This window comes from Arthrobacter sp. 9V, from assembly GCF_902506065.1.
Lineage (GTDB): Bacteria > Actinomycetota > Actinomycetes > Actinomycetales > Micrococcaceae > Arthrobacter.
On record NZ_LR732912.1, the window covers coordinates 2,231,685 to 2,256,099 of the forward strand.

Consider the following 24,415-nt stretch of genomic DNA (forward strand, 5'->3'; position numbering starts at 1 on the left):
ATACCAAAGACTGACACCACCACTACTGAAAGCGCGGTTGCCACGTGATTTCCCTGCACCAGGACGCCCAAGGATTCATCCGGATGAAACGGCACTTTCCCGCCAGCACCGAGGTGTCCGTGATCTTTGCCGACGGAACCGAGGAAGTCTTCACGGCACGGCGTCTCAATGAAATTTACGACGAAGCGCTGGCCACCTACCGTGCGGCGAACCATTTGGATGCCAAGGGCTTTGACCGGGGCCCCAGGAAGAAGGTTCAGCAGGGTATTGAATTCGTTCCCTTGTCACCGGGAATGTCCGGCTGACCAAGCTTCCTGGGGGTCAATCCCGTTTGCCTGAGGCGTGCTGGACGCAGAAGGGTGTCCAAGGCCGGGCCTCGAGCCTGCCCTCGGGAATCGCCACACCGCAGACCTCGCACCGCCCGTACGTTCCGTCCGCGATCCTGGCCAGTGCCGCCTCGATCTGCTCCAAACCCATCCGGCTTTGGCCCATGAGAGCGGACGCCTGGGAAAGCTCGAACGCTATGGTGCTGCCTTCGGGATCGTGTTCGTCGTCCACATTGGAATCCTGACGGGCGAGACTGACCGAGGTGATGTCGCTTCCCAGCGCCGTCAGCAACTCGAGTTTCCGATTCCGTTCCTCCTCCAGGAGAACCCGAAACCGCTGGGCATCAACCATGGCGGGTCATAGTTCCACGGTGCCGCTCTCACCCACGCTGAACCGGGAGTTGGTGACCTTGGACTTGACCCATTGAAGGACCGTAGCAGCGGTTCCACCCGGGCTGGTCCAGTACTCCGCTGAATCTGAATCAACTCGAAGCAGGCAAACCTCAGGAGTGTCAGGGCCATCGGGGAACCACGCCTCCACCACTTGGTTCCACATCTCGTGGATCTTCTGCCGATGCGTGACAACCTCGGCAGTCCCGGCCACGGAGACCCACTCGGTGTTCTTGCCAAAGGAGACGTTGACCCGCGGGTCCTGGCGCACATGGGCAACCTGCGAGGTTCCCAGGCCGGTAAAGAACCACATGTCGCCGTCGTCCTTGACTTCCTGGACGGCCAGCGGCCGGCTGACCAGCGCACCATCTTCGTTAACGGTGGTGAGCATTCCGATCTTGGAGTCGTTGATGATGTCAGTGACTTTGTTGATTTCTTGTTCTTCGGTCATTCTTCGCCTCACTTCTCCTACGCTGGGGACTCTCCCCCCAGCCACCCTATTAGTAAGGCTACTGATTTGCTAGGTGGACGAGGAATGTCGCAGGCCGGACACAACGCAGGTCCTCCCATTCTTTTGGGAATCATGGCGGGGCTTCATCCGTTCTCATTGAGAGTGACACGCCGACGGCGGTCAGGCTTGCCATTGCATGGCAGGCAAAAAGGACGGGAAGTTTGGGGACTGCCATGACGTTGAATGAAACCATAGACCGCCTGAAGACCGCGCACCTGATGGTCCGCGACGCCGACGAGTGGGACGGACTGAGCGCTGCCCTCGTGGAGGCCTATCACAGCAATAATGATGACCTCATAGAGCAATTGCAGCCGCCGTATCTCCAGTCCTGGCGGACGGTCACCCACTACGTCCTGCGCGATCCCTTCGACGCCGCCGGAATCTCCGTGACCGAGCCCGGCCGCCCCTGGGGCATTGCCACGCTGACCGCCAACGGCATCAGCCGCGAACCGGTTCTCTGCCACGTAGACCTGACGGTTCCCGGAGGTCCGGCCGAACTGGAGTTGCTCACCTTCGCCGAAGCCATGACGTATTACGCTCAGTGCCTGGCGCCACTTCTCGAACACACTGGTGCTCGTCAGGAACAGAAAACCCGGTAGGTCAGCGGTTCCTTTCCTGCGCCTCCTTTTCCTGTGGCGCCGTTTGTCCCGCCCGGTGTTTGGGGCAAGGGGGCTGGGCTGGTGCGGATTTACGGCTGGGGCGCGGGCTGGTCCAGAAGCTCCCTAAGCCTGCTGTTGGCGTCGGGAATCTCAGCTCCGTGGGAAAACAGCATCCTTCGGGGCGTCAAACGGGCAAGCTTCCCAAGCGATGCTTCAGCCTCTGCCGGGTCAGCAGTGAAGGGAGCCGGAGGCCGGACCATTACCCCGTTCATGCTGCCCACGGCATCACCCACGAACAGCAAGCCTTCGTCTTCATGCAGGAGGCTGATGTGGCCTTGAGTGTGACCGGGGGTGTGAATGACCCGCAGTCCACGAACGGAAGCACCTTCGGCTGCGGATTGCACCTTCGCTTCGAAGGATGCACGGCCTGAAGTACGAATTCCGGAAGAAACAGCTGCGGCATCTGCTTCACCCGCCCACACCAGAGCATTCCCTGCCTTTTCAAGGACATCGTTCAACCCGCCCACATGATCGGGATGTTGATGGGTGATCACAACATCGGAGATGTCAGCCCAGCCTGCTCCCATGCGTTCCAGTGCCTCGTTGATATCGATGGTGTTATCCCCCATGCCGGTGTCGATCACAACAATTCCGCCTGGTAAAGGCAGCAGGAAACACCGAACGTCAAAACTGATTTCCGTGGGCCCCGCTACCCCTGCGGGCATATGCACTTGCCGGACAATGACTTCCGGCTGGAACGGGCCTTCCGGGTGGGTTTCAAAACCTTGACGCATCATCAGCCCTGCCGTGTCGGTGGTGGGCCGTCAATAACAGTGGGGATGTACTCCAGTAGCTGGGACCTGCCATCGAACGTGCGGCTGGCCACCAGTTCCAGGGAAACATCCGGGTATCCATCATAGATCCGCTCGCTTCCGGTCCTGCCGGTGATCACGGGAAAGATCACCAGCCGATATCTGTCCACCAGCCCGGCCGTCAGGAGTGAACGGCAGAGGCTAAGGCTGCCCAGCGTGCTGAAGGTTCCGGATCGGGACCTCTTCAGTTCCCTCACGGCCTCCACGGCGTCTCCGGAAATCAGCTCCGAGTTAGGCCACGCCAGGGGTTCTTTCAATGTTGAGGAGAAGACGATTTTAGGCATGGCGGCCAACCCGCTGAGGCTCGCTCCCTCTTCTTCTGAAAACGCTGAATCATCATCAGAAGCCTGCTGGGACATACTGGACATTACCCGGTACGTGTTTGCGCCCATGAGTGTGGTGAAGTCCTTCTTCCCCTCTTCCTCAAGCCAGGCCAGATACTCGGGGCCCTCAAGTCCCCACCAGCCGGGCCACCCCTCGGCAGATGCATAGCCGTCCAGGGAAATGATCAGGTCCACCATCAGGGTGGCGGTGGTCTCACTCATAGCACTCTCCTCGGTTTAGCCGTGCGCGTTGACCATGCGCGGGAAACGCTAGTCCTGAGCGATCCGGTGTTCAAGAGCCTGACGCTGGAGGAGGAGCATTAGAGAAAAAGAAGGACGAATCCGCCCAGGGTGCTGACTATCCCAACGCCGGTTAGGATCCACCCCAGAATCAATACTGTGTTGTCATGGCGCGGGGGCCGCAGCGAGCATCGGGAGGGATGGCAAAGGTCATAATGGACCACCACGGACCGCGAATCTATACTCCCGTCCAGGGCGGGAATGTCCAGCAGGACTTTTTGATCCTCATTAGATTGGTCCTGCCATTGCAGTCCCAGGAATCCTCCTGCCGCGAACTGTTCTCCGTCCGCCGTTCCCCAGACACAACGCCGCCCGGCAATGATCCATGCGCTGATTAAAAGTGGCACGCCCGGAACGAACCCCACCCATGTCATCATCTCCAGGATGGGGCCGAGGACTTCAAGGGAACCGGCCATGACTCGATCCTAAGCGCCTAAGGACGTGGACCGAGGCTCTCTTTCAGATCACGGACGGGGATCTCAGGAAATGCTCGTCGCTGCACCATGGGATCGAAGGCCGCCGCGCCAGACTCCATCCAAAGCGCCGCGGTGGCCATTCTGGCCAGAAATGGCGAGAACGGCCGCGCAGCCACGGACATTATGCGTAAGGCGGGCACCGGAATGCGCTTGATTTCGCCTCCTCCGCCGTTGGTCAGGATGGCAGCGGCGAGCTCATTGAGGGAATGGACCCCGGAACCCCACTCAATGGTTTGCCCTGGTAACGCTGGATCGGAAATAGCCAGACCCACCAGGGCTGCGGCGTCAGCAGTGGAGGTGAATGTCACTGGTACGTCGCCTGATCCCAAAACGAGCACCTTACCACCCGTCTCAAGTGGCTGACTCATGACGGTCAGGAACTGTTCCAGATTTGCGCTCATTCGTATGATCGTCCAGCCCATTCCCGAGGACTTGAGCGCTTCCTCTGCGGCAAACTTCATGCGGAGAAAGTTGGTCGGCGCGTCGGCAGCGGCGCCATGCATGGACATCATCACTACGTGCCGAACGCCGGCGTCTGTGGCCGCTTCCACGAGCCGCAATGCACCGTCGCGATCAACGGTGCGAGGTGTGCCCCCTTTTTTCAAGCCGAATCCCGATGCCGCAAAGACCACCTGCCCGCAACCCTGAACAGCACGCAGGCAGTCCGACGCCGAGGACAAGCTACCTCGGAAGACCTCGAAATCGCCATGATCCCGTTCCGGGAAAGGCTGTGAGTGGCCGCGCGCCATAATGCGGAAGGCTATGCCGGCTCGTGCAAAATCCTTCGTGACGCGCGCACCCAAACGCCCTGTGCCACCGACGACGAGAATCATGGCTCCGGCCCAACAGGAAGTACCGGACCCGCGGTTGTTCGGACAGCGATATCTATGTCACCCGAAGCACGTTCCACGGGCTCGAGGTAGAAATGTACGCCGACTAGTTTCCCTTGGTCCACGGTGAAGATCGCCACCCCCGCTAGTTCTACGGCCGGTCCGTCGCGACGATTGCCATGAAGACTCCATTCAACCCAAACGGTTCGTTCATCAGCAGCAGCCGCGTTGTGGACTTGAAGCGCCAGGTCCGGAATGCCTGCGAAAAGACTGGTCCAGTTGGCCCTGACCTGCCGGGTGCCGGCGAAGTTGCGCTCCGGATGATTGGGGGTGATGTTGATGTAGTTCTCGGAAAATTCTGCCACCAACGCTTCAAGGTCGTGATCCCCCGCCGCGGCGAACATGCGCCGAACCGGACCTTCCGGGAGGGATTCCAAGCCGGCCACGATGTTCATCTTGACTCCCTTGAGCTCTACGTCCCCAGGTACCTCTGGTATCGTCAATTCAATACAGTTCTCTGTATTGATTGGAGTCTAGGGTTGATGATGGAGACGGTCAAGGGTCCTGAGGCAACATCGTCGGCTCGGCGCGGCTATGACGCGAGCCGTCGTCGTCAAGCTGCGGAAGCATCCCGGCAGACAGTGATTGATCGTGCCCGCCATCTGCTGCTGACGCAAGGATTCGGCGGGACCACCGTGACCCAGGTGGCAACAGCCTCCGGCGTCTCATCTGAAACCATTTACAAATCCTTCGGTGGCAAGGCCGGTTTGGTACGGGCCATCCAACAGCAAAGCCTTCTCGGGTCGAAACAATCAGCAGCGGAGCAGCGTTCTGAGTTGGCGCAGCGGACCGCGGAGGATCCGCTGACGCTGATGCACCACTTTGGCCTACTTGCCGCAGAGGTCAGTCCGCTTGTGGTGCCCATCAACCTTCTTATCCGTGATGCCGCATTGACCGGCCACTCAGCTATGGCCGCGTTGTTGCAAGAAGTCGAGGAGGCGCGCCACGGCAGGATGCTTCGTAACGCGCAGCATCTGCTTGACCGGGGATTCCTCCGAGCCGACGTGAGCGCGGAGCAAGCCGCCGATGTCATGTTCGCCTGCACTGCCCCTGAACTGTTCGAGGTCCTCGTGATGAAACGCGGCTGGACAGCGGAGCAGTTCGGCTCCTTCATTGCCTCAACTCTGATGGCCAATCTCGCCAGTGGCTAGAGGGTCCGGTCATGATGCCGGCAGGTATTCGGGCAGGTGCAATGAGGGTGCGCCGATGATGTCAGCCGGCACCACCTGACCATGTAGGCCAATCTGACGTGCAAGGCTTGATCCATGGACCTGGAAATTCCGCCGTCGCTGACCATCCCCGCTTCGGAACTCCGCTGGCGGTTCTCCCGCTCGTCAGGACCGGGCGGTCAGCACGTCAACACCACGGACAGCCGGGCGGAATTGACGTGGAATGTTGCCGAATCCCCCAGCCTGACAGATGAGCAGCGGCAGCTTCTGCTCAGGCGCCTGGGAAGAAGACTCGTCGGCGGCGCCATCACAGTCACGGCGTCGGAGGAGAGATCCCAGTTGCGCAATCGTGAGATCGCAGTGGTCAAGCTCGCTGAACTTATCAGGGCGGGCCTTGTCCCGGAGTCGGTGCGGCGCGCCTCCAAGCCAACACGTGGTTCCGCCCGCCGTCACCGTGCAGCAAAAGAACTCAGGTCCGCTACCAAGCAACAACGACGCCGGCCTGCCGCCGAATAGCCCGACTCCCCTGTTCGTGACGGCCGTTAGCGGGACCCGCCGCGATGGAAGACGCGGACGCCCCACGGCCCCGGATCAGGTTTTCTTGATCAGGTCCATGAAGCCTTGGAGATGTTCGGCCATGTCCACGGATTCGTCGTAGAGCCAACTCAGTTGAATCCCGTCAACCAGGGCTGTGATTTGCCGGGCCAGGACAGCCGGCGGGAAGCCTTCCCGAAGCCGTCCGGCGGCAAGTTCGCGTTCGAGTTCGGATTGAACCGAGTCTACGAAGTCCTGATTGCGCCGGAGCAGGAAGTGATGGGCCGGGTGGTCGGGGCTGATGGCTTCGGCCCGCAGGGTTGCATCGAGGTGGATCACTCCGCGGATCCCGGCGTTGTGCCGCATGACGGCCGGCACCGTTTCGAGGAGCCCCTTCTCACTGATGAGCTCTTGGCGCCACGGGCCTTCGCGTTCTTCGCGGAGGACCAGGACGGCCTCCAGCAGCGCTTCCTTACTCCCGAAGTGGTGGAGAAGTGCAGTGTGGCTGGTACCCACCGCCTCAGCGATTTGGCGGATGGAGAGGCCCAGATACCCCTTTTCGGCGAACACCCGGAAGGCTGCCTCCACCAATTCCGCGCGCTTCTTCGCGCCGTTCGCATAAGGGGCGCGCTTTCCCGTACGGCCCGGGCCGCGGGTTTCCTGATCCATAGGTAGACCTCCTTTGAACGAGGCTACCAAGTTTCCTTTCCACTTTGGTAAAGAAATCTGCACGAAACTATTCCAATGTGGTCAAAGTTTAGTTAACGTTGCAGGAAGACATCACGGGTCGGTCCGTCAACGGCCCGCATTACCGGTCACAAGGAGCCAACGGTGGCTCTGGTCCAAAGGAGGATTCTCATGGGTGACCCCACAGCTCACGTCATTGAAACAGCCCAAGCGCAACAGCAACCACAGCAACAGCAGCCACAAGCGCAACAACAGCTACAGCCACTGTCCAGCAAAAAGACCATGGCGTTGGTCCTCATCGCCGCACTGGGCATGTACATCATGAGCCTGACCCTGGGCACAGCACTCTCCCTGCGCCTGGCAGCAGTAGACCCGGCAGCGAAGGAGACAAGCTATGGCATGGCCGTCTCCATCAGTTCGCTGCTCCTGCTCGTCACTATCCCGCTGACCGGAGCACTCTCTGATCGCACCGCGGGCAGGTTTGGCCGGCGTCGCCCATGGATCATTGGGGGGCTGGTCCCCGCATTGCTCGCCGCAGCTGTGATCGGCACCGCGCCCTCTACTCCGGTCATAGTCGCGGCCTACGTGGTTGCATTGGTCTCTGCCCAAGCTGCGTTCAACGCCTACGCGGTCATTCCCATTGAGGCCCTTCCGGACAACAAGCGGGCACGTGTGATGGGTGCCATGGGCATGGCCGGTGCGCTGGCAATGTCCGCGGGGTCCTACCTCGCCGCCTGGCTGGTGGACGCGCCGCTGCTCATGATGTGCGTACCTGTTCTGTTGGCGCTCGTGTGCAGCATTCCGCTGCTGGTGCTCTACAAAGATCCGGCGAAAACCCGCGCCGAGCTGCCGCCCCTTGACCTCAAAGGCCTGGCGAAATCGTTCCTCGTAGATCCACGGAAGCACCCCAACTTCGCGTGGGCCTGGGTTTCTCGATTCCTCGCCGGCATTGCCATGACTGCGCTGTTTGCCTACTTCATCTTCTTCCTGATGGACGGGCTCGGCATGCCGATCGCCGAGGCCGGAAAGAGCGCCGGCCTGCTGACACTGATTTCGGCTCCCGTCAGTATCCTCTTCTTTACAGCCTCCGGCTGGCTCTCAGACAAAATCGGCCGCCGCAAGCCGTTCGTCATTGGCGCGGCGCTCCTCATGGCCACTGCATTGGTGCTCGGCGCCACGGCAACATCCTTCGAACAATTCATCGTGGCCTGGATCGTCTTCGCGATGGGTCAAGCGATGTATCTCACCGTTGACCTGGCCCTTTGCGCCGCTGTCCTCCCCGATGCCCGGGACACCGGCAAGGACATGGCCGTCTTCAGCCTCGCCCTCAGCATCCCCAACATCATCGTCCCGGCCGCCGCCCCTGCGATCCTCGCTATCGGCAGCGGCCACAACTACGGCTTCCTCTGGTCTGCAGCCGCCGCGCTCTGCGCCTTGGGAAGCATCACCGTCACGTTCATCAAGGGTGTCCGCTAAACAGCGGACTGCCTATCCAGACAAACAGACACATAAAGGAACCTCCATGACCACCTCCCAGTCTTTCCCCGTCGGCTTCCTCTGGGGAGTCGCAACCGCCGCCCACCAAGTTGAAGGGAACAACGTCAACAGCGACACGTGGCTCCTGGAGCAATTGCCCGGCACCATCTTCGCCGAGCCCTCCGGCGACGCGATCGACCACTACCACCGCTACCGCGAGGACATTGCACTCATTGCGAGCCTCGGATTCACCACCTACCGGTTCTCCCTGGAGTGGGCACGGATCGAACCGGAGGAAGGCCAATTTTCGACGGCGGCCCTGAACCACTACCGCCGCGTGCTGGAAGTATGCCACGAGCATGGCCTGACGCCGGTTGTCACGTTCCATCACTTCACCTCGCCGGTGTGGCTGCTTGCCGCCGGCGGCTGGGAGGATGCAGCGACGCCGGAACGCTTCGGCCGCTACTGCGATCGCGTTACCGAGCACCTCGGCGACCTGATCGGCGTCGCCTGCACGCTCAATGAACCAAACCTTCCCTGGCTGCTGAAAGAAATCGGCATTGGTGGCGGTCCTGCGGAAAGCCGCGGTCAAGTACCCATCTGGGCGGCAGCTGCGGAGCACCTCAACATCGAGGCAGCGAGGGTTGCCCCGTTCCAATTCACCGTCTCCGAGGCAGGCTTCGAGGTGAAGCTCGCAGCACATCACGCCGCTCGCAACGCCATCAAGACCCGTTATCCCGAGCTCATGGTGGGATGGACGCTGGCCAACACCGACATTCATGCCGCAGCTGGTGGGGAAGCCAACGCTGACCGTATCCGCCGCGAAGTTAACGAGCGCTTCCTGGAAGCTTCCCGGGGAGATGACTTTGTGGGCATCCAGACCTACGGCCGCACCGTGTTTGGAGCCGAAGGTCTTGTCCATGCCGGGGACGGCGTGCCCACTAATCAGATGGGCGAGGAGATCTATCCGGAGGGCTTGGAAGCGACCATCCGCGAAGCTGCGCGGATTGCGGAGATCCCCGTGATCGTCACGGAGAATGGCCTGGCAACCGAGGACGACACCCAGCGTTTGGACTACCTCCGCACGGCAGTTGCCGGCGTCGCGTCCTGCTTGGCTGACGGCATTGATGTCCGTGGCTACATCGCATGGACCGCGTTCGACAACTTCGAGTGGATCTTCGGATACGTTCCCAAGTTTGGACTGATAGCAGTGGACCGGACCACGCAGGAGCGAACCCCCAAGCCCAGTGCCTACTGGCTGGGCGGCGTAGCGCAGAACAACGGCGGATCCCTTGAGGTCACCGATTCCGCTTCCCTCCTCAACCAGCCTGCCTAGCACTGCCCACCTGAGTACGCACCCAAAGCCCTGATACTGGAGATCACCTGATGACTACCTGGCACGCGCGCATGATTGCTGCGGACACCGACTTTGACGGCGCACCGCTGCTTCGCGGCGAGTTCCGTCTTGACGACAGCCACGGCGACGTTGAGTCCGCCACTCTGTTCCTCTCCGCGCTTGGCGTGGTGGAGGCATGGGTCAATGGCCGCCGGGCCTCGGAAGACCTGCTCACTCCGGGCTGGTCCAGTTATGAATGGCGGGTCCGTTACAGCGAGCTCGACGTGACCGAAATGGTAGCCACAACCACCGTCATTGGGCTCGCTCTCGGAAACGGATGGTACCGGGGCCGGCTGGCGTGGTCGGGGGGTTCGAAGTACTACGGCCATGAGCTCGGCGCGTTCGCTGAACTCCGGGTCAGGTTTACCGATGGCTACGAGCAAGTCATCGGAACGGACGAATCGTGGACGGCCGGCCCGTCGGCCACCACGGCCAACGACTTATACGACGGACAGTCCATTGATGCCCGGCGTTTTTCCGATGCCTGGTTGTCCCCCGGCTTCTCCTCCTCTGAATGGTCGGCCGCCAAAGTGCTCGACGACGACCTCAGCCGCCTTGAGCCATACATCGGCCCTCCCGTGCGACGCCAGATGGAACTGCAGCCGGTAAAGGTATGGACATCCCCCGCAGGTAAGGTGCTGGTGGACTTCGGCCAGAACCTGGTTGGCTGGGTCCGGGCCACGGTTACCGGGCCCTCGGGTCAGGTAGTGACGGTACGTCACGCGGAGGTACTGGAAGAAAACGAGCTGGGTACCCGCCCCCTCCGCTCGGCGGAAGCGACTGACCGCTTCACGTTGTCCGGCGGAGAAGATGTTTTTGAGCCGACACTGACTTTTCACGGTTTCCGCTACGCCGAGGTTGAGGGGTGGCCAGGCGGCGCCGATTCCCTTCGCGACGGCGGCGGCCTGACCGCCGTCGTCATCAGTTCGGACATGAAGCGGATCGGTTCCTTCCAGACGTCCAACCCGCTGCTGAACCGCCTGCACGAGAACGCAGTGTGGGGTATGCGCGGCAACTTCGTGGACGTTCCCACGGACTGCCCGCAGCGCGACGAGCGGTTGGGCTGGACCGGTGATCTTTCTGCCTTCGCACCCAGCGCGGCGTTCTTGTTCGATAGCCGCGACTTCCTGAGGGATTGGCTGCGCGACCTGGCGCTGGAACAAAAGCGTGACGATGATTTGGTGCCGTTCGTGGTCCCCAACGTCCTGAAGTACATCGAACAGCCTGCCGAGTTCGGCGCTCCGGACAGCGCAGCGGTCTGGAGCGATGCCGCAGTGTGGGTTCCGTGGGCCCTCTGGACTGCGTACGGGGACAAGCGCGTGCTGGAGGAGCAATTCGAGTCCATGACCGGGCATGCCCGTCGGCTTCGGAACAAGCTCTCCCCTAACGGTTTGTGGGACACCGGTTTCCAGTTTGGAGACTGGCTTGATCCCGACGCCTCGCCGGACCAGCCATGGGCCGCCAAAGCTGACAAGCATGTGGTGGCGACGCTGTGTGCGTTCCGGACGGCGTCGTTGGTGGCCGCTACCGCAGCGGTCCTCGGGAATGAGGCCGCTTCAACTGAGTTCGGGGACATGGCATATGCGCTCCGAACCTCGTTCGCGGAGCACTACATCTCTGATGGGGTCATCCTTAGCGATTGCACAACTGTCTATGCGCTGGCCATCGTGTTCGGAATCCTTAATGACAGTGACAGGGAGTTCGCCGGTGAACGGCTCGCGGAACTGGTGGCAAAGTCAGGGTTCCGGATCTCTACCGGCTTTGCCGGCACACCGTTTGTCACCGATGCACTCACGGATACAGGACACCTCGAAGAGGCTTACAGATTGTTGCTCCAAACCGAAAACCCGTCCTGGCTGTATTCGGTAAGCATGGGTGCCACCACGATCTGGGAGCGCTGGGACTCGATGCTGCCCGACGGCACGATTAACCCCGGCGAAATGACCAGCTTCAACCACTACGCGCTGGGCGCCGTGGTGGATTGGATGCACAGGACCATCGGCGGAATTGCACCGCTGGAACCGGGATACCGGCGCATCCTCATGGCCCCCAGGCCCGGAGGCGGATTGGAATGGGCGCAGTGCAGTCTGGAAACCCCGCTGGGATTGGCTTCGGTGAGGTGGGAGCTCGTTAACGGACGCCTCGAAGTCTCGGCCACTGTGCCGGATGGCAGCGAAGCCGTCCTCCGGCTTCCCGGCAGCGAGGATGAAATTGTTGGGTCGGGCCGGCACAGCCGGAGCGTGCGCCCCGCAGAGCTCACCTTCCAATGATTGAAATCACCGCTCCGCGCCACGGGTGCAATGAGCAAAGCTACTAACAGGCACACAGTCCGACGAAGGAAAGAAGGAACCACATGTCCCTCAGCGTCGAGGAAATCAACAAAGCACTCCCCCTGTCCAATACGCTCCCGGGCGAAGCGGTCCCTTACTACATGGCCTCCGGTGAGGGCATCCGTTATGAGGTCAACGGCCAGCTGGTCACCGTGATCGCCCGGGCAGCGGACACGGGAGGGATCTTCAGTGCAGCCTATATCTCGGGCGGCATGGGAGCGGAGTCTGCCTTTGTCACCCACGCAATCGAACACAAAACCCTGTACGTCTTCGACGGAATCCTCCACGTCTGGCTGCCTGGCGAAAGCCGCATCCTGACTCCGGGAGACTCCGTGGTCATTCCCCCCGGCACCCCGCACGCATACCGGATGGCCAGCCACTACACGCGGTTCCTCAACTGGATGACGCCCGGTGGCGCAGAAGCGTACTACGAACGCGTAGGCGCGCCTGTCAACTCCCACGTTCCACCCGCACACGCAGGCCACAAGCTGACCATCCAGGAGCAGGAAGAAGTGGGCGCCGAATTCGGTCTCACCTTCCCTGACCTCGAACGCGTCCAGCCCGGCTTCCAACAGAACGCCGGCCTGCCGGCATCGCTGAGCCCGTACTTCCTCAGTGCAGGCGAAGGCGAACGGCTTGTCAGTTACCAGACCATGTTCTCCTACCTTTCAAGGCCGCAGAACACGGGCGATACCTACTTCGCCGTTCACACCAAGGGTGCCAAATCCCCTTACATCCCGCTGCATTTCCACTCCGAGCACACCGAGAACTTCCTCTGTACCGAGGGCCGCATGTGGCTCTACGCCAACGGACGGGAAATGCTGCTGACCAAGGGTGACTTTGTCCATGCCCCCGCCGGCACCATCCATTCCTTCGCCTTCGACGCCCACAACACCCAAATGGTTGGCTTCTTGACGCCATCAGTGTTCAACGGCTTCTTCGAGTACTTCAACAAGCCCACGGAAGACTACATCTACACCGAGGGCGGTGAGCCCTACATGGACGTGGAAGGGTTCGGTCGGGCCCAGGCTGAAATGGACCTGACAGTGGTTGGTCCTCCTCCGCAGCGCCGGGTGGCTTTGGACATCTAGCAGTCGCAGCGCATGCACAACGAAGAAGGCCCGGATCCTGTGAAAGGATCCGGGCCTTCTTCCTTTTCGTCTACCCGGTTATCCGGGAATGGCTGCTTTGACCAGGGCACGGCCGTAGTCGTTGCCGTTGGGGGTGCGGACTACGGTGTGCATGTGGAACGGGGCGGGTTCGTCGTTGTCAAGGAAAACGCCGGTGTGGTGGTCCAGCTCAAGGATGACCACGGGGCTCTGGATGCGGAAGTAGAAGGCCTCCTCGCCTTTCCAACCGCCAATCCATGAGAAGTAGGTCTCCCCATAGTGCGCCTGGATCTCACGGATCCGGGCAGCTCGTGGTCCAGAGGGCAGGTAGGCGATGGAGTCCTCCACGATGTTGTCCAGCAGGGACACCGCCGCAGCCGGCATCGAACTGACCAGGATGCCCTCATAGGGAATGACCCTGTTGTCCTGGAAGCAGCCCGCCAGGTGCCGTTCGTCCCCGGGATGCAGGCGCCCCTCGGGCATGGAGGGGTCCTGCATGCGCTCGAATATCACAGCCTCGGCACGGAGCGCCTCCGGCAGGGCATCCATCAGTTCCCGCGCCCACTGAATGCGTTCTTTGAAGACCTTGACGCCCTGGTGAGGGCCGGCGTCGATCCCGTCCGGTTCAGCACCCAAAAAAACCGGTGAGATGACCAGCCGGCTTCCAACCACAAGGCAGTTCAGTGCCACATGGTGGCCGAACAGCTGCCAGCCCCAAGGTTCGGTTTCGGAAGGGTCTCCGTAGAGCGCAAAGTTGTAGCTGAACTCGTTCATGAGCAGCGGCAAGTCCACCAGATCACCAAGGAAGCCGTTGATCCTCATCAGATTCCGTGCCAAAGCGTAACCCTCGGCGCTGAGGCTGGCCTCAACTACAGCCAAGGCAGCTTCCCTGACGGCAACGTCCAGCTGATCCAGGCGCAGTCCGGTGTCATGCTGCATGAATTCGGGGTTGGCCCAGCTTTGCCATTCGTAAGCGTCCACGGCGTAAGTCAGCCGCTCGCGCTGCGCCGGGCCCAGCAACGCAAGCAGCTTCTCCGCGGCAGCAACCATGTCCGACGTCGGAGCCTCCTCGCCGGGACGGGCTTCAGTTTGCGGGAACAAGCCTTCGCGCACCACACCATCGTTGGTCACGCCGGCAAACGGCGCCGGGTATAGCTTCTTCCAGCCCTCAATCATGGGACCGGCGAAGGAATCGTCCTTGGCGGCTTCCGCGTAGGAGCGTGCATCCAGGCCGCGAAGTTTCGCTACCCGGGGATGCTCCGGCGCGTAAAGGTATTCACGAAATGACGGCGTCGGCATGTGCGCTCTCCTTGATCTCTGATGCTTCACTTTCTGATGCTTCGGGGCGGGTCCATCCCGCGGCGACAGGCAGGGCGTGAGCCGCAGCTTCCGCGGACGAACCGCGCCAGGCTACGTGCTGGTCAGGACGAACAAGAACGGCGGTGGCAGCCCAGAGATCCGCCATGGCAAGCCCGTTCACGGCCGGCCCTACGGCCAGCACGGTCAACGGCACGCCCTGTTCGGCGGCTGTCGCAAGGACCCGAGCGTAGACATCCTCCACCACGGCACCACCCAGGGTTTCGGCGTCGACAAGCAGCGTGAAACCGGGACCAAGAACGTCATAGAGGGACGTTGAATGATCCAACCAGGCATGCGGCAGCAGGGCTCCCGGCGTGGCCGAGGGCGTGTAAAGGATGGGATCCTCGGCGGGTACGGGCGCTCCATCGGGGACAACCAGAGGAGACCCCGAGTAGGAATAGCCGAGGACCAGGCCCAAAGAGTCGAACTCACTTTGCTTGACCGCCAGGGCTGCGCGAGCGGTTGCCCGCGCGGCATCGCCGGCCGCTCCTTCAAGCTCCAGCGCAGGATCTGCAAAGTGGTATGCGAGCGCTTTGCCGTTGGCTGCGGCGTCGTTGATGGTTCGCTGCGCAACCGGTCTGCGTTCAACACCATAACTGTCAAGCAATGCCGGTCCCGCCCACCCTTCCAGGGCGGCAGCAATCTTCCACGCCAGATTTGCGGCGTCCCCTATGCACGTGTTGAAACCGTGCCCACCCCACGGTGGATTCTGGTGCGCGGCGTCTCCCACCAGGAATACCCCATCACGGCCATAGCGGGGAGCCAGGAGCATGCGGGCTGTCCAGGGATCCGTGGCAATCACATCAACATCGACGTCGGCCCCAACCAGAGAACGGACCAGCCCAACAGGATCCACATCCTGGGTACCGGCGGCAACGTCCACCCCTTGGATGATGGCCCACCAGATCTGTTCCATGTTCATACGGCCCACCATGCCGGCCGTCCCGGGGCCAAGGACCCAGTACTGGACGGCGGGGTCCAGGCTGATGGTGTCGGCGAGGTCAGCGGAGCGGAAAAGAATGCTGATATTGGACAGCGCTGCCGAACCGCCCTCAAGTCGTATTCCCAACCCACGGCGGACTGTTGACGAGCCGCCGTCGGCTGCTGCCAAAAAACTGCTGCGAACGGTCCTGGAGGTGCCCGCCGCGTCAACCACGGAGACCAACTGTCCTGAATCCGAGGCCGCATGGGACTCCACCCGCAATCCCGTCAGCAACCTGGCATAGGTAGATGCCTCAACTGCTTCCCTGAGCACAGACTCAAGCACGGGCTGCGGCACCTGCTGCCCGCATTCAGGCTGCGGGGCGTAACGTCCGGTTACAAGCTGGAAAGCGTTCGGGAACCGCCGAATTTCACGGCCCGTCAACGAGGAACAGAAGATGACGTCCTGCGCGAACTCCACCGGGAGCGGGGCCGCCTTCCGCAGCGCCTCAGACAGCCCGATCCGGCGCAGATGCGTCATGGTGCGGGTGTTGGTGGTCTTGGCGCGCGGCCGATCCTGATCGATGGTGGTGCGGGGCTCGATCACCAGGCTGCGGATCCCCCGTTGGGCAAGGTCCAAGGCGAGGAACAACCCGCTGGGCCCGCCACCGGCGATCAGGACCGGGATCTCATCCGGCAGATCTGCCGGACGCGCACTGTGCACGGCACTCATCACGCCCTCGTCCGGAGTGAAGGATCACCGATGGGGGTCACCAAGGTACCCAGTTTGTCGATCTCAACCTCCACGGAGTCGCCCGCCTTGAGGAGCCACTGCGGCGTCCTGGCGTAGCCCACGCCTTCGGGCGTACCGGAGGCAATGACGTCACCGGGGTGAAGTGTGAAGGTCTGGCTGATCAACGCGATAATGGCAGGGACGGAGAAGATCATGTCCCTCGTATTGCCGTTCTGCACCTCGATCCCATTCACACGGGTCCGGACCTGCAGGCCATCACTGAGATCGCCAACTTCGTCCCGGCTGACCAGCGGGCCCAGCGGGCCGGTGAAGTCGCCGTTCTTGCCCAGCGTCCACTGAGAGGTCAGCTTTTGTGCCCGGCGGGCGGTGATGTCATTGAACGTCGAGTACCCGAACACAGCGTCCTCCGCAGTAGCCTCGTCCACTGACTCGACACGTTTGCCGATGTACGCGGCCACCTCTGCCTCCCAATCCAAACCCTCTTCATTGCCGGGCACCGGAACGGGGACGTTTCCCACGGACAACGATGCCGTCCAACGGCCGAACAGGGTGGGGTGTGAGGGCAACTCCTGGTCCTTGTAACTGCCCTCTGCCGCGTGCGCCCTGTAGTTCAGGCCCACACAGATCACACGGGCAGAGGCCGGAACCAACGGCACCTCGGTGAACAATTCGCGCTCGCCGCCGCCGGCAGGATCGGTGATAATCGCCGGGGCCTTCTCCTGCCAACGGGCCGCGTCAGCCCAGAAGTCCGTCACGGACGCCAGCGGGAAAACGCGCTCGCCGCTGAGCGCCGCGACCCAGGTTCCGCCGTCGTGTTTGATGCCTATGTACTGCATTGTGGGCCTTTCAGCTTCGCCCGCGGGCGATATTTGGTAGGAGGGCATGGCAAGGAGACCCCGTGGGGTGATGCAGGTTGGTGATGGAAAGTTATGGGTGGGCCGCTTGTTGACGGAAGAAAGCGACAGTGGCGGCGAGCGCCTTCCCGGCCGCGGCCGGGCTGCCGTCAGGGAGCTGCCACATGTGGTCCGCGTCCTCGATCAGGAGAAGTTCGACGTCGGCGCCGGCCTTCTCAAGTTCGGCCGCAAGCGACTGTGATTGGGCTGCTGGAACGAAGCGGTCAGCGGTGCCGTGGATCAAAAGGAAGGGCGGAGCATGGGAGCTGACGTAGCTGATGGGGCTCGCGGCTGCTGCCTTGTCCGGCTGCTCTGCCAGCACAGCGCCCACCAGGAGTTCCTCGCGGGAGCCGGGGTCGCTGGCGCGGGCAACGGCGTTCGGCAGTGCTTGCTCCCCCATGTGCACCAGGTCTGTGGGCGGGTACCAGGCGGCGACGGCGGCGACCAGGTCTTCGCCGGCCTTGGAGGCTGCGAGACCTACAAGGCTGGCCAGGTGCCCTCCCGCAGAGTCACCCCACGCATAGATGCGGTCCGGGTCCACTGCATACTGATTGGCGTGGTCCCGGAGCCACTGCACTGCGGCCTGCGCATCATGAAGCTGCGCAGGGAACTGTGCTTGGTCACTGAGCCGGTAGTCCGCAGAAACCACCACGAACCCGGCTTCAGTAAGAACATCGAAAGGAGTCAGGTCAAAGCTGTCGCAGACGGGTCCCAGGGATGAACGCTCACCGACGCGCCAGCCGCCGCCGTGGAAATGAACGACGGCCGGGCGGCCTTGCTGGTGGGGCCCGTCTTGTCCGGCGGGCAGGTAGAGGTCCAACAACAGCGGGCGCGAACCGTCCTCGCCGGTACGGGCGAATTCGATACTTTTCAGCACGCGACCTTCCGTCATCATTGATTCCCTCTGTTGCCTCAGCGGGATCACGTTTGTCCCGGCCTGTTCATCCAAGAATGTAGGACCGGCGCTTGAACCTGAACCGCCGATTCCAATCATTGAAACCGTCGCAGCCGATGTTAGCTCGGCAGCGAGGAAGGACAGCCCACGCTGCACAATATCCATGGCGGCTGAGTGGTTCAGGAATCCATGGGTGGCTCCCTGCTCCAGCCTGTACCGGACGGGGACACCGGCCTGACGGAGGCTGTCAGCATAGTGCTCTGCCGAGGTGCGAAGATCATCGTATTCGCAGGCCAGGACTGCCGTGGGTGGCATTCCGGAAGGGTCCGCATTACCTGGCACGGCGTAGGAGGACGCCATGCCTACGGGACCGCCGATGTAGTTCTCCAGCATTCGCCGGCAGTCGTCCGGGGTGAGACGCAGGATCCGGGGAACGGCCGAGAACGTTCCGTCGGGATCGGCCAACGGAAGCAGTTCCGAGTGCAGGAAGGGATAGGCCAGGAGCATCTTGGCGGGCAGCGGCTCTCCGATGTCGTTCAAGTACATCGCGGCGCCCACAGCCAGGTTTGCCCCGGCGCTTGCACCGCCCAGGCACAGTGTTCCCGGAACAACCCCGAACTCTTCGGCGTGGCCGGCCGCCCAGAGCCAAGCAGCGAGGGCGTCTTCGTGCGGAACCGGGAAGTGCACACCTTCCCGCGCCAGGCGGTAGTCGACGGAGAAGACTACCCCGCCGGTACGCTGAACGAGTTCGCGGGCCAGCTGGTCAGCTTCCCGCATGTCCAGGTCGCCGCCGGTAAATCCACCACCGTGCAGCCACACGAGTCCCGGTACGCCGGTGTCGGCAAAACCGGGCTTCGCCGGGCGCCTGGTTCCGTAAACGCGGATGGGGACCGCTCCGCTCGGACCCGGGGCGTGGACCACGCAGACCGGTACCTCAGGAAGTGAATAGTCGAAGCCGCCCCCATTGAAGGCCTCGAGCCGTTCGGCCCCGGACGGATCCGATAGCAGTTGGGCAAAGGACTCTACCCCGGCCACATGCACCATGGCGCGTGCAAGCTGGCGATCCAGGGTCATGGCTGGACTGATTCGGGCGGCGGCGGTATTTTACCCGGCATTGGGGATTCCGCCATGCCAAATTCTCTCCGGAAGTAGTCAACGGACGTGCCAAGGATTCCGTCCAGCTGGTCTTCGGCAAAGAAGAAGCAATGGTCAGCACCTGGAACGATGATGAGCTCGTGCCGGACGCCCGCCTGACTTAGCAGGTCTGCCAGAAGTTCGCTCTGGGACAGCGGCACCAGGCCGTCTGAGTCGCCGTGAACCAGCAGGAACGTCGCAGCATCCGGCGTCACGTAGTTGCTCGGACTGGCCGCGTCCAGCACCACCGGATCAGTGGAACCACCTACCAACATGGTCTCCGGGTGCACTGACGTTCCCTCAGGCACAGCAGCCAGCAGTGCCGGGCCCATCAAGTCATTTGCCGCCGTCATCGGGGGCATGTGGTTCAAGGAGGACACTCCGAAGAAGTCCACCACCGCACTCACGGAGCTGGACTGTCCTTGGACGCCCAGGCCGCCTTCGAGGTCTTCACGGGTACCGGTGAGGCCAAGCAACGCCGCGAGATGCCCACCAGCGGATTCTCCCCAGGCTCCGATCCTTTCCGGATCGATCCCAAGGTCACCTGCGTGCTGGCGAAGATACCGGACCGCTGCCTTGATGTCGTGCAGTTGCGCAGGGAAGGGCGCTTCCAACGAATGCCGGTAGTCCACGGTGGCGCAAGCAATACCGGATTGGTTCAGGAGGCGGAACACCGAGTCCGGCGCGAACGTTGGGGGTAGTTCGCGGCGGTCTCCCAGCTGGAATGCGCCTCCATGGATCCACACCACCAGTGGTACGGCTGAAGCTGCCGCCTTGCGCGGAAGCCAAATGTCCATGGATAGTCGCCGGAAGCCTACGGCAATTGCATAGCTGAGCTCGCGGTGGACCATCGAGTCATCGGATACTGCCACTGGCTGGCCCGGTGCATGGAAAGCCGGGAACGGAGGCGGGGTGGGCGCGCGGTGTTCGGCGGTCTCTAGTGTCATGTGTTCCTCCTGGAAGCTTCGATGAAGTTGGTGGTAGGAAAGCTTGCTGGTAATTCAGGCGTAATGGCAGGCGACATCCGATTCGCCCACACGGCGCAGTGCAGGTCGTTCGGTGGCGCAGAGCTCAGTGGCCAACGGGCAGCGCTGACGGAACGGGCAGCCACCCGGGGTTGCCGCCGCGGCGGCGGCAGTGCGGATCCCCAGGGATTCGCGGACAGCCCGCCTCTCCGCCTGTTCCGCGGGCCGGGGAACCGGAGACGCAGCCACCAAGGCCTGGGTGAAAGGGTGTTTCGGGTTCTCTGTCACAGCGGCGGCGGGGCCCGATTCCATCACTTGCCCGCGGTACAGCACCACCACGCGCCGGGCCAGGAACTGGACCACGGAGATGTCGTGTGCGATGAACAGGTAGCTCAGCCCCCGTTCGTCCCTCAGGTCGGCCAGGAGGTTCAGCACCTGCGCTTGGGTGGAGAGGTCCAGGGCGCTCACGGCTTCGTCGCAGACTACTAGCTTGGGCTCGCAGATGAGCGCGCGGGCCACGGAAATGCGTTGGCGCTGGCCGCCGGAGAACTGGCTCGGATACCTGTCCACAGCATCCCGTGGCAAGCCCACCCGTTCCAGCATGTCCTCGGCCCGTGTCCGGGCATCCGTCGCGGAGATGCCTCGAACACGCAACGGCTCTGCCAAGGAAGCGCCGATTGTCTTGCGGGGATTCAGGGACGAGTTGGGGTCCTGAAAGACGGCCCTGAGCTCACTGCCAGTGGTGCGGCGCTTGCCGGAGTTGGCGTGCGTGATGTCCTCGCCTTGGAATTTCACAGAGCCGCCGGAGACCTTCTGCAGTCCCAGGATCGCTTTGCCGATGGTCGACTTGCCGGACCCGGACTCCCCTACGAGCCCAACGGTTTCGCCGGGCTGGATAGTGAAGCTGACGCCGTCGACCGCGGCCGACGCGGCGGCTGCCTTACGCCCGCGGCCGTACCGGACTACCAGATCCGTGACTTCAAGCATGGGTGTCTGCTGGACAGTGGTGTCCTGCCCGCGGCGCAGTGGGGTTTCGATGCTCATGCCATGTCCTTTTCAATGATGTCCAGCCGATGCCGGGCGGGAACTTCCGCCGGGACGGTGTGCTCCGCAGGAAAGTCGGTGTGCTCCGCAGGAAAGTCGGTGTGCACCCATGCCAGTCCTTCCACGGCCAGTTCGTCGGCCTTGACGCAGCGAACCAGGCCCGAATCTTTTCCGGAAGCCAGCAGCGGTACGGGTACCAGGCATGCGGAGCCGGCGAACTGGCAGCGTGCTGCGAAGCGGCAACCGGCAGGCCAGTCCTTCGGCTGCGGAACCTGGCCTTTGATGGTGGCAAGGCGCTCGGGCATGTCGTGTGCGGTGTTCGCATGGGGGTCGGCAGCGAGGAGGGCCAGCGTGTACGGGTGCCGGGGGTCGTCCAGGATGTTGACAGTGGAACCGTTCTCCACCACTTGACCGGCGTACATGACGGCCACCTGGTCGCAGATATCGGCAACAACGCCGAGGTCGTGCGTCACCATGACCACAGACATTCCGGTGTCCTTCACCAGCGACCGCAGCAAGGAGAGGATCTCTGCCTGGACGGTGACATCGAGTGCCGTTGTGGGCTCATCTGCCACCAGGAGTCGGGGCTGCCCGGACAGGGCCAAAGCGATGGCCACGCGTTGGGCCATGCCGCCGGAGATCTGGTGCGGATAGGTCTTGAGGATGCGCTTGGCATCGACAATGCCCACCTTGTCCAGCAAGCTCAGCGCTTCGGCTTTGGCGGCAGCTTTACCCACGGAGCGTAAGCGACGTATCGCGGAGATCAACTGGTATCCCACACTGAACATGGGATCGAGTGCCCGCATCGGCTCCTGTGAGATCAGGGCGACGTCGCGGCCACGGATGGCCTCCATGTCCCTATCCGTCGCGGCAGCCAGGTTCTTGTTGTTCCAGAGGATCTGCCCGCCCGTCACAGCCACACCGGAGGGCAACAGCCCCATGAGCGACAAGGCAGTCATCGTCTTACCGCAGCCTGACTCCCCAACCAGGCCCAGAACGGTGCCGGGTTCGACGTCGAACGAGACGTCCGTGACCAGCGGAGTACCGCCGTCGACCCCTACGGAGAGTCCCCGGACACTGAGCTTGCCGGCCTCAGGCGAGTCATGGACCGGAGGGGCAGAGGCTGCCGCTGCAGCAGCCTGGTCCGCCCGCCTGCGGCGGATGGACGCTGAGGGCAGGTGCGAGGCCGTAGCGTTAGGGGCTTTGCCCAGGGCGTTGCCGATGGCGTTGGCGGAAAGCACCGTCAGTGCCAGCACGACGCCGGTGGGAACCATGAGCCACGGGGCGTCATAAACGTGCTGTGACGCGCTCTGGATCATGCCGCCCCAACTGGGCTGCGGCAGGGGCGGACCAAAGCCGATGAAGGCCAGGCCTGCTTGGATCAGCAGACCCACCGCGAAGATCAGCGCGGATTGCACCACAATGGTTGTGGCCAGGCCGGGCAGCACGTGGCGGGTACTGATGGCCAGTGGCCCCAGACCATCCACCTTTGCGGCATCCACATACAGCTGGTTCTGCAACGACTTGGCCTGGCCGAGCATCACCCGGTAGATCCCGGCGGAAATCAGCACGCCGAGGATCGCCATGATCAAAGGGATATTGGTGCCCACGGCACCAATGACTGCCAGGATGATCACCGTTCCGGGAAGCGACATCATGATTTCGGTGACGCGGCTGATGATGCCCTCGCCCCGCTGGCTGTTCGCCGCTGTCAGGGCCAGCAGAGTGCCGAGTCCGACGCCGACGATCACCGTGATGAACGAGGTCCCCAGGGTTTCGGCTGCTGAGGCGAAGATGCGGCTGAGGATGTCGCGCCCCAACTCGTCCGTTCCCAACCAGTGCACTGCAGTGGGGCCGGTGAGGACAGCTGTGAAATCCTGGTCCTCTGTTTTGAAGGGCAACCACCACGGCGCAGTCAGGGAGGCTATGACCATCGCAGCGAGCCACACCGTGCCGGCGAGACCGGCCGGGGAAGCCAACAGGCGGTGGCCGGAGAGCTTTGTGAGCGCGTTCTTGCGGGGGGTGGAGGGAGGAGTCGCCGGGAGTGTGGGAATCATGAGGCACGCAACTTCGGGTCAAGGAATTTGGTGGCGAGTTCAAGCACCAGGTTTACGGCCACCACCACAACTGTGGCGATGACTACAACGCCTTGAACCGCAGGGGCATCGTGGGTGCTGACGGAGGTTTGGACGGCTTGTCCAAGGCCCGGCATGGCAAACAGCTGCTCGGCAATGACCGAGCCGCCGAACAGGCCGATGAACTGGAGCGCGATGCCGGCCACAATCGGCAGGCTGGCGTACCGCAGGGCGTGGACGTACAGGATCTTCCACGTGGGGGTGGCTGTGGCCCGGAGGGTCCGGATGTGTTCCTGCTGCAAGGCCTCGAGCATTGAAGCGCGGGTCTGGCGGGCAATGAACGCAGCGCCGCCCACCGCCAAGGTGATCACCGGGAGCGCCAGGGACATCGCCCAGTCTTGTGCTGACACTTCAAAGGGCACATAGCCCGTGGCCGGGAAAACCGAGGATTGGACGGCGAAGAGGTAAACGAAGATGACGCCGATCCAGAAGGCCGGCAGTGCCACGAGTAGTCCAACAAACCCGCCGATCAGCTGATCCAGGAACCCGCCGCGAACAGCCGCGGTGACTCCCAGGACTATGCCGAAGACAGCGCTGAGAACGGTAGCGCCTGCGGCGAGGGAAGCGGTAACCGGAAGCCTGTTGGCAAGGTCTGCGCTGATGGACCGGCCGTCAATGAGCGAGGCTCCGAAGTTTCCTTGAACCGCCTCAACCAACCAGCGGAAGAACTGAACCACCAGGGGGTCATTCCAACCGAGGCTTTGGTTCAACTGTTCTATGGCTTCCTGCGAAGCACCTGCTCCCAGTGAGACTGCGCCCGGGCTGCCGGGCATGGCGTGGACCAGCAGGAATGCCAGCACCGCCACCACCAAGACGGTGGCAAGCGCCATCAGCAGGCGCTTGGTGACAAACATTGCCATGGTGACCTCCATTGGTCGGGCCGGACGCCAAGCTGTTGAGGGCGTGGCGCCCGGCCTGTTCGGTGGA

Annotated in this window: 24 protein-coding genes; 8 read left to right on the top strand and 16 right to left on the bottom strand. The window is 62.5% G+C overall.

Annotated elements, in window-relative coordinates; all coding sequences use genetic code 11:
• Positions 1 to 44: 44 nt before the first annotated feature.
• Positions 45 to 305, top strand: a complete 261-nt coding sequence (locus tag BACI9J_RS10465) for a hypothetical protein (protein WP_159734312.1) — start codon at positions 45 to 47, stop codon at positions 303 to 305.
• A gap of 16 nt (positions 306 to 321) precedes the next feature.
• Here BACI9J_RS10465 and BACI9J_RS10470 read toward each other — a convergent pair whose 3' ends face one another.
• Entirely contained in the window at positions 322 to 678 is a 357-nt protein-coding gene (locus BACI9J_RS10470) for a TraR/DksA family transcriptional regulator (protein ID WP_159734313.1), read from the bottom strand.
• Between the two features lie 6 nt (positions 679 to 684).
• A complete protein-coding gene (locus tag BACI9J_RS10475; protein WP_159734314.1) occupies positions 685 to 1,167 on the bottom strand; it encodes a pyridoxamine 5'-phosphate oxidase family protein in 483 nt (160 codons plus the stop codon).
• A gap of 233 nt (positions 1,168 to 1,400) precedes the next feature.
• Between BACI9J_RS10475 and BACI9J_RS10480 the strand changes: the two genes are divergently transcribed.
• Complete coding sequence (locus BACI9J_RS10480) at positions 1,401 to 1,826, top strand: hypothetical protein (protein ID WP_201296557.1); 426 nt, start codon at positions 1,401 to 1,403, stop codon at positions 1,824 to 1,826.
• Between the two features lie 89 nt (positions 1,827 to 1,915).
• On the opposite strand, the gene BACI9J_RS10485 is transcribed toward BACI9J_RS10480, so the two are convergent.
• The 5 genes from BACI9J_RS10485 to BACI9J_RS10505 form a co-directional block, all read right to left on the bottom strand.
• The gene (locus BACI9J_RS10485) at positions 1,916 to 2,623 is read right to left on the bottom strand and encodes an MBL fold metallo-hydrolase (protein ID WP_159734315.1); all 708 of its coding nucleotides are present in this window, start codon (positions 2,621 to 2,623) and stop codon (positions 1,916 to 1,918) included.
• Positions 2,623 to 3,243 (bottom strand): dihydrofolate reductase family protein, encoded by a 621-nt coding sequence (locus BACI9J_RS10490; RefSeq protein WP_159734316.1) that lies wholly within the window; start codon positions 3,241 to 3,243, stop codon positions 2,623 to 2,625. Before BACI9J_RS10490 ends, BACI9J_RS10485 begins: the two co-directional genes overlap by 1 nt.
• 98 nt (positions 3,244 to 3,341) lie before the next feature.
• Entirely contained in the window at positions 3,342 to 3,737 is a 396-nt protein-coding gene (locus BACI9J_RS10495) for a hypothetical protein (RefSeq protein ID WP_159734317.1), read from the bottom strand.
• 17 nt (positions 3,738 to 3,754) lie between these two features.
• A complete protein-coding gene (locus tag BACI9J_RS10500) occupies positions 3,755 to 4,630 on the bottom strand; it encodes an SDR family oxidoreductase (protein ID WP_159734318.1) in 876 nt (291 codons plus the stop codon).
• The gene (locus tag BACI9J_RS10505) at positions 4,627 to 5,082 is read right to left on the bottom strand and encodes a nuclear transport factor 2 family protein (protein WP_159734319.1); all 456 of its coding nucleotides are present in this window, start codon (positions 5,080 to 5,082) and stop codon (positions 4,627 to 4,629) included. The genes BACI9J_RS10500 and BACI9J_RS10505 overlap by 4 nt, the downstream gene beginning before the upstream one ends.
• Before the next feature lie 87 nt (positions 5,083 to 5,169).
• On the opposite strand from BACI9J_RS10505, the gene BACI9J_RS10510 reads away from it, so the two are divergent.
• Complete coding sequence (locus tag BACI9J_RS10510; RefSeq protein ID WP_236558652.1) at positions 5,170 to 5,838, top strand: TetR/AcrR family transcriptional regulator; 669 nt, start codon at positions 5,170 to 5,172, stop codon at positions 5,836 to 5,838.
• A gap of 114 nt (positions 5,839 to 5,952) precedes the next feature.
• The gene (gene arfB, locus BACI9J_RS10515) at positions 5,953 to 6,372 is read left to right on the top strand and encodes an alternative ribosome rescue aminoacyl-tRNA hydrolase ArfB (protein ID WP_159734320.1); all 420 of its coding nucleotides are present in this window, start codon (positions 5,953 to 5,955) and stop codon (positions 6,370 to 6,372) included.
• Between the two features lie 75 nt (positions 6,373 to 6,447).
• On the opposite strand, the gene BACI9J_RS10520 is transcribed toward arfB, so the two are convergent.
• Positions 6,448 to 7,059: a TetR/AcrR family transcriptional regulator gene (locus BACI9J_RS10520; protein WP_159734321.1), complete on the bottom strand. Its 612-nt coding sequence runs from the start codon at positions 7,057 to 7,059 to the stop codon at positions 6,448 to 6,450.
• 189 nt (positions 7,060 to 7,248) lie between these two features.
• Here BACI9J_RS10520 and BACI9J_RS10525 point away from each other — a divergent pair, with 189 nt between their 5' ends.
• The 4 genes from BACI9J_RS10525 to BACI9J_RS10540 all read left to right on the top strand — a co-directional run bounded on the left by BACI9J_RS10525 (position 7,249) and on the right by BACI9J_RS10540 (position 13,370).
• Complete coding sequence (locus BACI9J_RS10525) at positions 7,249 to 8,553, top strand: MFS transporter (RefSeq protein WP_159734322.1); 1,305 nt, start codon at positions 7,249 to 7,251, stop codon at positions 8,551 to 8,553.
• Positions 8,554 to 8,599: 46 nt separating this feature from the next.
• The gene (locus tag BACI9J_RS10530; RefSeq protein ID WP_159734323.1) at positions 8,600 to 9,889 is read left to right on the top strand and encodes a glycoside hydrolase family 1 protein; all 1,290 of its coding nucleotides are present in this window, start codon (positions 8,600 to 8,602) and stop codon (positions 9,887 to 9,889) included.
• Between the two features lie 50 nt (positions 9,890 to 9,939).
• Positions 9,940 to 12,219, top strand: coding sequence for an alpha-L-rhamnosidase (locus BACI9J_RS10535; protein ID WP_159734324.1), 2,280 nt, complete (start codon positions 9,940 to 9,942; stop codon positions 12,217 to 12,219).
• An 83-nt stretch (positions 12,220 to 12,302) separates the two neighbouring features.
• Positions 12,303 to 13,370 (top strand): quercetin 2,3-dioxygenase, encoded by a 1,068-nt coding sequence (locus BACI9J_RS10540; RefSeq protein WP_159734325.1) that lies wholly within the window; start codon positions 12,303 to 12,305, stop codon positions 13,368 to 13,370.
• A gap of 78 nt (positions 13,371 to 13,448) precedes the next feature.
• Here the strand turns inward: BACI9J_RS10540 and BACI9J_RS10545 are convergent, their stop codons facing one another.
• The 8 genes from BACI9J_RS10545 to BACI9J_RS10585 form a co-directional block, all read right to left on the bottom strand.
• The gene (locus BACI9J_RS10545; protein ID WP_159734326.1) at positions 13,449 to 14,687 is read right to left on the bottom strand and encodes a DUF3500 domain-containing protein; all 1,239 of its coding nucleotides are present in this window, start codon (positions 14,685 to 14,687) and stop codon (positions 13,449 to 13,451) included.
• Complete coding sequence (locus tag BACI9J_RS10550) at positions 14,665 to 16,401, bottom strand: FAD-dependent monooxygenase (RefSeq protein WP_159734327.1); 1,737 nt, start codon at positions 16,399 to 16,401, stop codon at positions 14,665 to 14,667. Before BACI9J_RS10550 ends, BACI9J_RS10545 begins: the two co-directional genes overlap by 23 nt.
• Positions 16,401 to 17,258 (bottom strand): fumarylacetoacetate hydrolase family protein, encoded by an 858-nt coding sequence (locus BACI9J_RS10555; RefSeq protein WP_159734328.1) that lies wholly within the window; start codon positions 17,256 to 17,258, stop codon positions 16,401 to 16,403. Before BACI9J_RS10555 ends, BACI9J_RS10550 begins: the two co-directional genes overlap by 1 nt.
• A 91-nt stretch (positions 17,259 to 17,349) precedes the next feature.
• Entirely contained in the window at positions 17,350 to 19,284 is a 1,935-nt protein-coding gene (locus BACI9J_RS24340; RefSeq protein WP_236558653.1) for an alpha/beta hydrolase, read from the bottom strand.
• The gene (locus BACI9J_RS10570) at positions 19,281 to 20,291 is read right to left on the bottom strand and encodes an alpha/beta hydrolase (protein WP_159734329.1); all 1,011 of its coding nucleotides are present in this window, start codon (positions 20,289 to 20,291) and stop codon (positions 19,281 to 19,283) included. Before BACI9J_RS10570 ends, BACI9J_RS24340 begins: the two co-directional genes overlap by 4 nt.
• Positions 20,292 to 20,345: 54 nt before the next feature.
• Entirely contained in the window at positions 20,346 to 21,353 is a 1,008-nt protein-coding gene (locus BACI9J_RS10575; RefSeq protein WP_159734330.1) for an oligopeptide/dipeptide ABC transporter ATP-binding protein, read from the bottom strand.
• Positions 21,350 to 23,410, bottom strand: a complete 2,061-nt coding sequence (locus tag BACI9J_RS10580) for a dipeptide/oligopeptide/nickel ABC transporter permease/ATP-binding protein (protein WP_159734331.1) — start codon at positions 23,408 to 23,410, stop codon at positions 21,350 to 21,352. Before BACI9J_RS10580 ends, BACI9J_RS10575 begins: the two co-directional genes overlap by 4 nt.
• Positions 23,407 to 24,360, bottom strand: a complete 954-nt coding sequence (locus BACI9J_RS10585) for an ABC transporter permease (RefSeq protein ID WP_159734332.1) — start codon at positions 24,358 to 24,360, stop codon at positions 23,407 to 23,409. Before BACI9J_RS10585 ends, BACI9J_RS10580 begins: the two co-directional genes overlap by 4 nt.
• Between the last annotated feature and the right edge of the window lie 55 nt (positions 24,361 to 24,415).